This window comes from Paenibacillus sp. JJ1722 (assembly GCF_048282685.1).
In the GTDB taxonomy this organism is placed as follows: domain Bacteria; phylum Bacillota; class Bacilli; order Paenibacillales; family Paenibacillaceae; genus Paenibacillus; species Paenibacillus polymyxa_B.
This window is the reverse complement of the sequence record NZ_CP182500.1, coordinates 683,293-696,251: the sequence shown is the minus strand read 5'-3', so window position 1 is coordinate 696,251 and position 12,959 is coordinate 683,293. Positions and strand designations below refer to the sequence as shown.

The following is a 12,959-nucleotide window of genomic DNA, read 5'->3' as shown; positions in this document are numbered from 1 at the left end:
ATTTAAGATTTTTGCAAGGCTGCTACGAGAAGTGAAGTGTAGTATCGGCTACCATCTGGTTTTAAATGGACGCCATCTCTATAAAAATATTCATCTTTGCCTACACTAGCCGAATACCAGTCCACCACGCTGACGTTACTGTATTCACCAGCGACCTGTGCAATCGTGTCATTCGCCGTGTCTTGCCAGCCTTTCGGCACCCGGGTGGTAACCAAGATTACCTGTCTGGCTCCAGAAAGGGATTGCAGTACGTCGCGCAGTTGGTCTTTGCTAAACGGACCGTTGGTGCCGAGTTCGATAATGACCTGGTCTCCCAGTTTGCCTTGGGCGGACAATTCATTAATGACTTTTATAGCTTGAGACATCTGCCGGCCAACCTTGCCGTCAACCGTCATATTCGGAAGCTGCTCTTTTAAATAAGGCTCAATTCCGACCGTAACCGAATCTCCAATCATCGTGACGCCCTCGCCGTTTAAGGAAGCGGATGGTTGAGCTTGTTCTCCGCTGGTGCTGGAAGCCGCACGCTTTTGTGCAGCGGGCTGCATCGCATCAAGATTGTATAGAGAAGAATCCTTGCTGCGTGATTCGTTATCATCCGAATTTTGCTTTGCGTGCATATGGAGGCCGATGGCTCCTAAAGCGATAAGGATAACCATAAAACCCCCTAATGTTTTTACCATCCATCCATTTTTTTTGTTCATACCTAGTTCATCCTTCCCTTTAACATGCTAGTAGGTTTTATCTTGTTTGATAGCATCAATCAAAAACGAGGCATAATACTGAGCGCCTTCTGGTTTCAGATGAACACCATCGTCATAAAACAGATCGTTGCGGTTTTCGCTGGCCGAATACCAGTCGATAAGCCGGACATTTTGAAATTCACCAGCAATTTCACGTAGATTGTCATTTACGGTATTCTGCCACCCTCTCGGTACTCTGGTCGTTATCAGATAAATGTGCCGGGAATCCTGCAGTGAAGCCAGCAAGGACTTCAGTTGACTCTGGTTAAAAACGCCGTTGGTGCCGAGTTCAATAATAATTTTATGGCCAAGTTTGCCCTGTGCCCGCAGGCCATCAAGCACATCCTCGGCCTGTGACATTTGCCGTCCCACCTTGCCATCTATGATGATACCGGGAAGCTGTTTTTCCAGAAACGGGGCGGCATCCAGAATGACAGAATCTCCAATCGCCGTGACCCCCTCTCCTTCTGCGGAATGGCCTGTATTTTCAGCGGAATGATTTTCAGCGGAACAGCCGGATTGCAGCGTTTCTGTCTGGACGGATTCCCGGCTTACAGTTGCTGGCGCATCGGGTACAGGATCTGGTGAATCCGTCTTCCATGATGTCAGGACCAGAATGATGGCGATAACAATTACGACAAGACCTAGTTGGCTGCCAGCGCCTGATCTGCGGAGTGATTTTAGGCTGGTCCCAAAGGTCCCGCGGCGGATGGGCTCTTCGATGTATCTGTAGGAAAGACCCGCCATTATGAAACTGACCATTACCTGCAGAGCAATGCGCATATAGCTGGCATCTTCGGTACTTACCGCGGGACTTGATAAAATAATGACCGGATAATGCCATATATACAGACTGTAAGATCGCTTACCGATCCAGCTTAGAGGCCGGCAGCCGAGCAATCGTTCCAGTCGATTGGCCGGATGAACAAGTACAGCAATAACAACTGCAGTAATGAGTGATAAATAAAGAAAACCGCCGCGATACAGCGAATCATCAAACTGGTTGGTCTGACCGATCAGGATAAACAGCATTACAATGCCCAGCACGCCAGTCATATCCAGCATGGTCCGGGACGAAGAAGATACATTGTCGCTCAGTCTCCAGCTGGGCCAAATTACCGCCAGAGCCGCTCCGATTAAAATGGCAAACGCCCGCGTGTCCGTCCCGTAATACACCCTGCTTGGATCGGTTCCGGGTTCGTATATAACGGCCATTGCTATGGCGGATACGGCGGCGCAACCCAGAATGTATAACATCAGTCTGCCTCGTCGCGGTGCAAGGCACAGACCGATCAGTAGAACAAGCGGCCAGATTACGTAAAACTGTTCCTCAATGGAAAGCGACCAGAGGTGCCCGATTGGAGAAGGCGGGCCAAAGCTCTCAAAATAGGAAACATGATGAAAAATGAGATACCAGTTGTTTACGTAAAAAAGCGAGGATACAAAATTCCCTCTTAATTCCTGCAGTCTGGAGAAATCGGTAATTAAAAACCACAATGCCACTGCAGTCATCATAAAGATCATTGCTGGCAGTAGTCTGCGCATTCGTCTTATCCAGAATTGCACAATAGAAAAACCGCTGCGCGTCCTCCATTCAAAAAGGATCTGATCCGTAATTAGATATCCTGACAGGACGAAGAAAATCTCCACTCCCAGCAGCCCACCCTCTGCCCATCTGAAATGAAGATGATAAGCAATAACAGCAAGCACGGAGATGGCCCTTAGCCCATCCAGACCGGTCATATAACGTTTTATGGGTTGATTCAGGTGCAAATTCCGGTTTCCATTCACTATGGTCCATTCCTTGTCCTTATAGGCTAATGATCTTGCTTCATTTACTATAGAAAAAAGATGTCGCTAAAGTTTGATCAACATGTAAACAAATTGTCACAACGGTTGCAAAAAGAAAAACCTTATTCCGGCTGAACAACCGAAATAAGGTTTTTGACATATACAAATATGGCGATCCTAATCACTATTTCAATTCAATGATCAATGACTCCTTGCTAGGAGAATCTGTTGGCGCAGTCTGCGAGGAATCCAATTGCTTTTGTCCTTGAAGCAGTACACTTTTATTGTTCGGATTCCAGTACATATGCGTCGGCAAAATTCCGCGATACACCGGTTCGTTGTACATTATATTTCTTCCTTGCACCTTGCCTACGTAAGTGACATTTTGATCATACACGGTGTATGCGATATTTTTCCTGTCAGGCGAGAATTCAAAATCAAGCACTTTTTCCAGAATGACGGAGAGCTCTCCGTTTCGCTGATCATATTCGTACAATGAACTATCCGTTCCGAGAAACACAAACTGGTCGTTATTCATCCAGGCTACTGAATCTCCACCAAACTGACGCTCGTATTGAAACTCAATATTATTCCCGGAAACCTTCCCCATGGTTAACACCTTTTTCTGACCTTGTTTTGCACGAAATAACTGCAGCAGTACGCTGCGACCATCATTTGCAAGGTTAACACTCAAAAGCGTGTCTCCCTTTAGGATACCTTTTAACTGATATTTGCTGGAAGTTTGAGCCCCCATATCGTAGATGTACAGGCTATCAGCTCCATTATCAACCGGGTTTTCTACCAGGTAGCCGATATACGAACTGTTGGCAGACCAGGAAACATATTGTACATAAGAATCGTTTCTGGTACTGATCCTGTCTATTTCCTTTTCTTTGCCATCCTGCAAGGAAATAAGCTTTAAGGTTGTCTCCGAGGAAGAACGAGAAAATTCGCAAATATATTTACCATCGGGAGAAAGTATAGTATTGGAAGTTACATTGCCGATTCCGGGTATGGCCTTGCTCTGCTCATACGGATAAGTTAAACGTTCCAGCGTGCCTCGCTTCAGTATGGTCATGGCTCCGAACGAAGCGATGACAGCATCTGCAGACGACCAGCCCAGCAGCTGACCCGTATTCACAAAACGATCCGGAAGCCGATATATTCTTTGGACCTGAAACGGCCGAGAGCTTTGATCGGCACTGGAAACTTCATTGCTGTCGGCGATGACGACGGTCTCTGTTTTTGGTTCTGAACCGCATCCTGACAGCAGTAATACCACGACAGATACGACCAGCAGCATTACAAAATATTTATATTTATTGCCCATTATTCATTCTCCGTTCCCCGCGGTTTCCAGAGCTTTAAATTCCACCGTTACGATTGTTTCATTATGCTCGTTTGTAATCATGATGGAACCTGCCAATTCTTCAACGATGGATTTCACAATACTGAGCCCCAAGCCTACACTGCCTTCTTCCGCACTGTCGGAATAAGCCGGATAAAATGGTTGTAACAAGCGTGACAGATGTTCTGCCTCAATCGGATCGCTTGGATTGCTGAAGATCAAGCGGATCTTTTCTTCTGACCGCACCGCTTTTACCGATACTGCCGAAAACGGCAAACTGTATTTTATCGCATTATCTATCAAATTAATGAACAGCTGTCTAATTCTGTCCCCATCGGCCAACGTGATCAATTCCTCACTAATCTCATATTCAATGGTCTTTTTATAGCGCTGTGCCCGGATCGTCATTGATTCACACACATCCCGCAGGATCAGCCCGATATCCACCCGCTCAAGCTCATTGATCATGATATTTTTGCGTGAAACTTCCAGCAGTTTTAGCACCATCGCATGCAGGCGCCTGCTCTCCTCGATAATATGATTCATTCCTTTATCAAAAAAAGCACGATCTTTCTCACCGTTCAGCCTGATCAGCTCTGCATATCCCAGAATGGAGGTTAACGGCGTTTTCAGTTCGTGAGTGATATTGTCAAAAAAGCGCTTTTCCTGCTGGTGAAGTTGCTTTAAATGGTCCCGGTCCTTCTCAATAATATGAATCTGTCTACTAATTTGATCAATCATATCGTTAAAATTTTCAGCCAGTCGGCCAATTTCATCTCTGCGTTTAAAATGAAGGCGGATATCCAGATTCCCGTTTTTCACCTCGGTGGATGCTTGCGTCAGTCTGGTCAGCGGGATGGTAATATGCCTGGAAAGAATATAGGAAAACAGAAAGGCTGCCGCAAAAATCGCCAAGGCAATATAGAGAGTAATCTGCCGAATCTGTCCGGTTTGTTCGTAGAGTGAGCTGAAATCTTTGTAAAAACGCAGTATGCCCACCTTTGAACCGTCTATAACAACCGGATAGGAGAAAAGGACAGTCGTCTTATTACGATCATAAGTAATGCTGTACGCTGTATTGCCATCAATCGCCTGCTGTAGATCGCTTTGCATTTGCTGCTGAAATAAGGAGCTGTCCGGGGCATAAAGCAATTTGCCTTTCACCGTATATACGCCAACACTGCTGTCCGTGGTATGGTTCAGATCAGTTGCTATCTCCCTGGCAATCTCTCCAAAATACAGCTCATTGCTGCTGAAATGGTTAATCAGGAAAGCCTGGCGCACATACACATTGCTATTGTTTTTCAGTCCGACCAATTCGGAGGTAACCAAATTCTGATTGCTTGTCCGGATAAATTCCTTGACTGTCTGATTAAGCACGACAAAAGAAAACGAAAAAATCAGAAAAAAACCGATCAGAAATTTGATGCTGATTTTACGTATCATGCTTATCCACCCATTTTTTTAAATTTGTACCCGATTCCGAAGACGGTAGTAATGCATCCAGTGGCATCCAGCTTTTTGCGGAGTCTTTGGATATGCGTATCAACCGTACGGGTATCTCCGGCAAAATGATAACCCCATACCAGATCAAGCAGTTCGGAACGTGTAAAGTTTCTGCCCGGATGTTTAACCAGCATCATAAGCAGGTCAAATTCCTTGGGGGTCAATTCAACGGGACGGCCCTCTTTTTGGACAAGCCGTTCTTCTTCGATCACTTCAATATTTTCAAACCTAATGACGGCTTTCGCGGCTTCTTCCCTGTCCGGGCTGCTCGCCTGCTCCACTCTGCGCAAAATGGTTCGAATGCGTGCAACAACTTCGCGCAGATCAAAAGGCTTGGTAATATAATCATCGGCACCGAATTCAAGGCCGAGAATCTTATCGGTAATATCCGATTTGGCCGTAATCATGCAAATCGGTATGTTATAGTCCATAGTCACCTTTTTGCAAATATCTAGACCGCTCTGGTCAGGCAGCATCCAATCCAGCAGCAGCAAATCGGGCTGAAACGACTGCAACTCATGCATTCCCGCTGCTCCGCTGGCCGCTGTGCGTGTCTGGAACCCCTCCATAGAAAGCCCGTACGAAAGCAAGTCGGCAATCGGGGCATCATCTTCAATAATAAGAATCTTTGCTTTATTCATAGCAATCCTCATCTCTATTTTTAATACGGCAGGTTTATGACATTGTCCATTATATTAATCATTCAGGGGAAAACAATCAAATGTATATTGTAAATGTTTTTACGTAAAAAACCACGCGCAAATGACTGCGCATGGTTTTGATTACAGCATAGAGAGCTATGAAATATTCGGAAACAAAAGGAGGCTGCTTTAGCGATCCAATAAATTCAAGGAAATATAATCACATGTTTCCAACAAGTATGACATCTTACAAACTAGTAATTATTAAACAAACTATTTCTCCCGTTTAGACTCGGTGCATACTACAATTAATCTTAATTATAATTGCAGATAATTTTTATTCAGTAATTCCTCTTCTAATAATTACTCACATGTGTGGTGTCATAATTAATGAGAAAACAACAGCAGAATACATGCATTATTTGAGGATCATTTTCATAATTAATGAGAACTCATTGACTCGAAGTTATTAGATCTGCCCTAATTTTCATATTTCATGAGAATATCCACAACTCTAAAAATGAGTATTTATACAATCAATAATTTGTATAACTTCTTCTTTGTCAATTATGATGATTTTTCTCGTATAATCTGAAAATTTTTTCATTAAATATGACACCTCTCTTCGGACGATAAAGTTGTGTACCAGTACCCCTTGGCGTATCAACGTTTTTAGCTTATTATGTGGTTCTATATATACGATAAAGTTGTGTACTAGCGAGTCAACTAAAATTTGTGCGATAAACAATAAAATTGAGTACCAAAATCCAATATCTTTGATAAGGAATTCTCTATCTTTTTTATATATTTTTATTAATTGGTTCAGAACAAAGGACCTTTGGACCATATTTTCACAAAAAAAACCAAGCTAACGATTATAAGATGGACTTTTTCTTGTACAAAAAAAGAGTCTGCCCTTGGGCAGACCCGATACAAATGAACAGTCTCGTGCAAGTTGTGCTCAGATAGATTGAACCTGCTGGATGGAGGCTGTTTCAATTCGGATTAATGAAAGCGCATGCTCTACCGATGCCGCTGCTTCTTCGGGGGGACTCCCCCCTCCCAAAAAATATCCTATATAGTTTTTGTTGCTAGTCGCCGGGACGAGCTCCGAGTGTTCTCCTACATCTAAACTGATTCGATGGATTCCATCCATATGCTCCGCCTCGTTTACTCCATTGACGCTCATAATGACGACCTTTCCTTCCACTTGTGGCAGCAACAATTTTATGCAGCAGAACGGATATTTCACCTTCTCTTTCACATAAGGAATGTCGAGCAAATGACACACGGTAGCACGCTGCATGTTGACGCCTGTGGTTAGCCGAACCATATCCCAAATTTGATTGCCACCGTATCGTGTGTGAGACTCGATAATGTACGGTATGCCTCGCCGTAGCTTGATTTCTGTATGTGAGGGGCCTTCAAGATGTCCAATGGAAGTGAGTAAACTGCATACCGTTTCTTGAATAGCCTCTCGATCTTCCATTTTCAAAGGTGCGGGTAACAGGTGACCAGCCTCTATGAAATAAGGCATTACCACCTCTTTGGTTGTGATTGCAAGCACTTCGTGCCTTCCATTAGTCGTCAGCACCTCAACGCTGTATTCTTCCCCGTCGTCTATATACTCCTCAATCACCAGCGTACCATCCAATATATATTCATCCTGCTGTGTGCTATGACGCAACGCGTCTTCAATCTGTTCGAAAGAGCGGATAATTGAAATCCCCCCCTACCTTACTGGGCTATTCAAAAATATCTCTTGATAATCGTATAAGATGGACTTCTTTGTTTTCTTGTTTTCGGCCGATTATTTCGTGATAAAGTCAAAATGATCAGCGTTAAAGTTCAATTCCCTCACCAGCTTCAAGAACTACCCCTACCCCGGTCGGCAGTAACGAAACAAAGAAATGGGGGTCTTGCTTAATGAACGGAAACGTGTTGAAATGGATCGGTACAACCTGTTTGGCCTGAAGCCATTCTGTAGCCACTGCGGCGTCTTCTGGACCCATAGTGTGATTGTCCCCGATGGGTAGAAAAGCCAGGTCAATTGCATTGCGTTCTCCAATCACCTTCATATCGTAAAACAGGCCTGTGTCCCCGGCATGAAACAGCGTTTTACCTTCGGCGGAAAACAGTATTCCCGTGGGCATCCCCGTATAGATAATTGTTTTTGTTTCTTTGTATACATGACTTGAACTATGAAAAGCTTGTGTCAATTTTACTTTCCCAAAGTCAAATGTATACGCTCCGCCGATGCTCATTGCATGTGTACGTACGCCTTCCCATCCGAGAAGGTCCGCCAGTTCTGCCGAAGCAATAACCAGCGCGTTGTTACGTTTGGCAATCTCTACGGTATCTCCCACATGATCGCCGTGCCCATGGGTTAACAGAATCACATCCGTCTTTACCGTGGATGCATCCAGGTCCGTATTGGCGTTCCCTGTAATAAACGGATCGATCAGAATGATTTTCCCGAGGGTCTCAATTTTTACAACAGAATGTCCATGATAGGTCACCTTCATTATGCTTCCTCCTTGAATTCATTGATTGTTGCCGGGTTTTCTGCGGGTGAAGATCATATAACACGCAACTGCAACCATGTTAGATAACACAATAATTAGGCCCATGGGTATGGCCAATTTACCCCCACCGAGGCCGGTCAAAGGTGCCGCCAGTCCGCCCAGTACGAATGAGATCAGACCAGCAGTGCTGATGCGCTGCCGGCCGCTTGTCCATAGTTTTGCATCGCAAGGGAGGAACCGGTTGTGGTTACGATACCGACGCTGGAAACGGTGAAAAATAGAGGGGTGCAAACGGCATACAGTCTCCCACCACTGATCAGCACAATGAATAAGATTAAACCACTCACAGTTGCCAGCGTAATTTCGCTTATAAACAGAGTTTGCCCGCTAATGCTCACTGACAGTCGCCCTGTAATCTGACCTGGAATGATTAGTCCCAGTCCGTTCAGGGCAAACAGTATGCTGAATAGCTGCGGAGACGTACCGAACAGATTTTGAATGACAAACGTGGAGCCGGAGATGTATGCAAACATGTTTTACGATACATGCTTCATCATTGCTTAGAAGTTTTGCGCTGCTGTACGTGCTTGTCCAATGGCTTCGGCTTTGATCTGAGGCGCACGCTCTCCTGCTGAAGATATACCCTCGATGTATAGATGATCCACGTCAGTAATTCCCACAAAATTCAGTACGGTTTTCAGGTGACGGCTGCCGTTCTCCCGATCAGCGACAGGACCTGCGGAGTACACGCCGCCACTAGCTTGGATGTGGAACGCTTTTTTGTTTTTGAGCAGGCCGACCGGGCCGTTTTCGGTGTATTTGAATGTTTTAGCTCTGACACAGAAGGAATCAATGTATGCTTTCATCACCGGAGGATATGAGAAATTCCACATCGGTGTCACGAACACATATTTGTCTGCGGTCACGAACTCCTCCAGAAGTTCATTTAACTGAGTTACTTTTTGCTGCTGTTCCACTGTCAGTTGATTGAACGTACCGCCCGTTTGCAGCTTGCCCCACGCTTCCAATACGTCAGCATCAATGTACGGAATGTTGCGTCGATACAGATCCACATGAATAACCTCATCCTGTGGGTGGCTTTCGCGATAAGCTTGTACAAATTGTTCGCCGGCAGCAAGGCTGTAGGATGCTTCCGGGTTACCAGGGTGAGCAGTAATATATAATAATGTTGACATGGTTATGACTTCCTTTCTTATATAAACGAAATTTATGATGGGTAATGAGTTAGGCGAGGAATGGACCAAGACCATTGCCATACGACCAGTTTTCTTTCGTAACCTCAATAAGATTGATGAATACATCCTCTTTACGAATACCAATCTTCTGATGCAACTGCTCGGCAAGTGCCGCGTAAAAATCTTTTTTCACTTCATCAGAACGACCGATGTTCAAAGTAATTTGAATGATAAGAAATCCATCACTTCTTTCAATGTCGAGACACGTTGGATCAAAACTCAAATTTTCGCGATCCAGTTCTTCAATAATCAAAAACCGATCGTTTGCAGGTACATGCAGTTTATCCACGACAGTTTGCAAGACAACTTCCCCGATCTGCGTTTTCTCTTTACTCGGACGACCCTTCAGTGTAACAATGCGAGTTAAAGGCATCAGTGTTACCTCCTTGTTTTGTTTATGTTGATATGGATTATTTTATCTGCTACAATCCAGAGCACGAATGTACATAAGTTCGTGTTTGTTCGTGTGTTCAAGTTGCTCAAACTATGAAATTCAGGTGATTGAATGGATGACAGTAAATACGCAAAAGATTGGCCCCATGAATGGATCAAAAAAATTCGTACGAGACCTTCCAGACAAGAGACGTCAAAAAAGATGCGGCAAGTGGATCTGGCGAAGCGGGTTGGTGTTGATCCAAGGACGGTACAGCAATGGGAAAGTGGAGATCGTCTACCCAGCATCGGAAACCTCAAGCAGATTATTCAGGTTTTTTGGGAAGAAGGGTTGTTTCTGAAGGGAGATCCTCGCCAGGAAGCTGAACAGCTTTGGATGGCTGTAAAGCGTTTATCGGAAGCGCGTTCAGCCACGAGACGCGAGTTTGAGGATTTTGATAAAGCCTGGTTTGATACGCTGATGACAACCAAAGCTATACAGCCGGAGACAGGCAAAGAAAAGCGAGGTACCGCGGTCACGGCACCAGCCCGATTACGGAAGATGCCATCCACCTTTGTTGGACGACATCAATCCAGAGATGCCTTGGCGGAGCAGTTAACTCACCACGCGCTAGTTTCCATCATTGGATCTGGTGGAATCGGCAAAACGTCCCTTGCTGTCGAACTGGCTTCGACGCTTACGGAACGTTTTCCGCAAGGCATCTGGATGTTTGAATTTGGTGCAATCAGTGAAGCGCATGACGTGGGTCCGTTTCTTTTATCCACGCTGGGGCTGTCAAACCAAGGGAGCCAGCCCGATGTACAAGTTGTACTGGAAACGGCAATCAACCGTAATATGCTATTTATTTTCGATAATTGTGAGCATCTCATTGATGTCATCGCCACGGTGGCCGAGTCTCTTCTGGCAGAGGCACCAGAGTTATCCATTTTGGCGACCAGTCGAGAGCCACTTAACATTGCAGAAGAGTATGTTTACCGAATCCCTCCGCTTTCTTTTCCCGTGGATGAAGTCACACTGGATGAACTTTCCGAAACGGAATTGATAAACTATGAATCCGTACAACTGTTCCTGGAACGAGCCAGCATTCAGGCTCCCCATTTTGCGGTCTCCCTTCCCCATCTGAAACGGATTGCTTCGATATGCAAGAAAATTGGGGGCATCCCGTTAGCGATTGAGCTTGCTGTGGCACGAATGAATATGCTGACCCTGGAACAGATTGAAGAACGTCTGACGAATCAGCTGACCCTGCTGACCGTAGGCAAACGAACAGCCACGCCCCGGCACCAAACGTTACGTTCAACAATTGACTGGAGCTATAATCTACTTACGGGCAGGGAACGTCTTTTATTAAGACGGCTTAGTGTATTCGAAGGAGGTTTCACACTGGAGGCGGTGGAAGGAATCTGCATCTGTGAACCAGACATACCCGATCGGAAAGACCGCATAACTGTGGTAGACGTGGTTGATCTCTTGTCGAGCCTAGTTAACAAGTCTCTAGTCTCCACACAAATCAGCTCGCACTATGGCTCCATTCGCTATTTTCTGCTGGAGGCCATCAAGGAATATGCGAGTGACAAGTTCCGTGAAGAATCCGATGATCGCAAGCGAGATGCTCTCTATGAGCGTCATGTGAGGTATTACATGAAGTACCTTCTACAGGCTGAATCCCAATTTCGGAGCATTGAACGTGAGTCCTGCATCGAGGCGGTAAGACGGGAATATGCCAATCTGCGTTCTGCACTTCAATGGTCTTATTCAAGTGTTCAGGTCCGTCCTAGTGGTCTTCATATGGCGGCGCATCTGTATTGGTTCTGGCTTCACGAAGGCAGGTTGAAAGATGGGTTGTTTTGGTTGGAGAGATTTCTGTACACGGAAGAAGAAAACCATGCCTTTCGTACGGATTCAGCCAAAGCGTGGCATGGATTGAGTATTATTCAATTTATACAGGGCCATACAAAAACAGCTATGGAAGCAGCGACACGAAGTGTGGAAATTGCCCGTGAACAACAAGAGATTTCCCTGTTAGCCTCATCCCTGCGTTTGCTCGCTTTTCTCCACATTAAGCAGAATTGTATCGAGGAAGCGGAAACGGTTGTACAGCAGAGTGCAGACTTGGCGAGAAGCGCTCATGACTCATGGAATCTTGCCTCTTCTCTGCATGCATACGGCAAAATACGGCTGGAACAGCACCGATACAATGATGCTTCCGTATTGCTGAGAGAAAGTGTACATCTCTTTGAAACGGTACAGGATCAGTGGGAAGTGTCCGGTCCCTATGAATGTCTTGGGTATACCGCTTTGAAACTCGGGAAGCTGGATCAATCAATCGAATATTTCAAGAAATGCATTGCCGCAAGCCAAATATATCGAGGGTCCTGGGTTCTCTCCCGAGGAATTGAGGGGTTAGGGATTACCTTATGCGCTCAGGGAGCGCTGACCGATGCAGCGATCCTTCTTGGAGCAGCCGAGAAAGGTCGTCAAGCCTATGATGAGGGTAGCATACCCAATTTTCCTGACGAACATCGTAAGAGTGTAAGCGCCATTCAGCAGGGTTTGCAGGAACAGGAATGGTATAGATGGTGGAACAAAGGGAAAGAGATGACCCAAGCTCAAGCGCTTGCCTACGCTTTGGAGATATAGAGGGTTGCCAATCGAATGAATAGATAAACTAGACGAACCATACGCTGTCCCCCTTGAACTACAAAGTGATGAAATTCATTTGCTTGTGGCCAAAGGGATTTTTTGATAACAACAAAAG

General features: G+C 45.3%; 11 protein-coding genes. 1 reads left to right on the top strand and 10 read right to left on the bottom strand.

All coding sequences use genetic code 11. From position 1 onward, the window contains the following. Window positions 1-2 precede the first annotated feature (2 nt). From ACM1ND_RS03255 to ACM1ND_RS03210, 10 genes are all read right to left on the bottom strand, one after another. On the bottom strand, window positions 3-701 hold the full coding sequence (locus tag ACM1ND_RS03255) for a hypothetical protein (RefSeq protein ID WP_028541104.1): 699 nt from the start codon (window positions 699-701) through the stop codon (window positions 3-5). Between the two features lie 27 nt (window positions 702-728). Continuing rightward, complete coding sequence (locus ACM1ND_RS03250; protein WP_028541105.1) at window positions 729-2,531, bottom strand: acyltransferase family protein; 1,803 nt, start codon at window positions 2,529-2,531, stop codon at window positions 729-731. A 184-nt stretch (window positions 2,532-2,715) separates the two neighbouring features. Then, window positions 2,716-3,861, bottom strand: a complete 1,146-nt coding sequence (locus ACM1ND_RS03245; RefSeq protein ID WP_076295401.1) for a hypothetical protein — start codon at window positions 3,859-3,861, stop codon at window positions 2,716-2,718. 3 nt (window positions 3,862-3,864) lie between these two features. Continuing rightward, on the bottom strand, window positions 3,865-5,325 hold the full coding sequence (locus tag ACM1ND_RS03240) for a HAMP domain-containing sensor histidine kinase (RefSeq protein ID WP_341063500.1): 1,461 nt from the start codon (window positions 5,323-5,325) through the stop codon (window positions 3,865-3,867). A gap of 2 nt (window positions 5,326-5,327) precedes the next feature. Further along, window positions 5,328-6,026: a response regulator transcription factor gene (locus tag ACM1ND_RS03235; RefSeq protein WP_028541108.1), complete on the bottom strand. Its 699-nt coding sequence runs from the start codon at window positions 6,024-6,026 to the stop codon at window positions 5,328-5,330. Window positions 6,027-6,987: 961 nt separating this feature from the next. Next, window positions 6,988-7,725 (bottom strand): ATP-grasp domain-containing protein, encoded by a 738-nt coding sequence (locus ACM1ND_RS03230; protein ID WP_418027978.1) that lies wholly within the window; start codon window positions 7,723-7,725, stop codon window positions 6,988-6,990. A 142-nt stretch (window positions 7,726-7,867) separates the two neighbouring features. After that, complete coding sequence (locus ACM1ND_RS03225; protein WP_068941283.1) at window positions 7,868-8,551, bottom strand: metal-dependent hydrolase; 684 nt, start codon at window positions 8,549-8,551, stop codon at window positions 7,868-7,870. Window positions 8,552-8,724: 173 nt separating this feature from the next. After that, the gene (locus ACM1ND_RS03220) at window positions 8,725-9,084 is read right to left on the bottom strand and encodes a hypothetical protein (protein WP_341063501.1); all 360 of its coding nucleotides are present in this window, start codon (window positions 9,082-9,084) and stop codon (window positions 8,725-8,727) included. Between the two features lie 27 nt (window positions 9,085-9,111). Then, window positions 9,112-9,747 (bottom strand): FMN-dependent NADH-azoreductase, encoded by a 636-nt coding sequence (locus tag ACM1ND_RS03215; RefSeq protein WP_023986849.1) that lies wholly within the window; start codon window positions 9,745-9,747, stop codon window positions 9,112-9,114. A gap of 49 nt (window positions 9,748-9,796) precedes the next feature. Further along, window positions 9,797-10,180, bottom strand: a complete 384-nt coding sequence (locus tag ACM1ND_RS03210) for a tautomerase family protein (RefSeq protein WP_023986848.1) — start codon at window positions 10,178-10,180, stop codon at window positions 9,797-9,799. A gap of 132 nt (window positions 10,181-10,312) precedes the next feature. Between ACM1ND_RS03210 and ACM1ND_RS03205 the strand changes: the two genes are divergently transcribed. Beyond that, window positions 10,313-12,841 (top strand): helix-turn-helix domain-containing protein, encoded by a 2,529-nt coding sequence (locus tag ACM1ND_RS03205; RefSeq protein ID WP_418027057.1) that lies wholly within the window; start codon window positions 10,313-10,315, stop codon window positions 12,839-12,841. The last annotated feature ends 118 nt before the right edge of the window (window positions 12,842-12,959 follow it).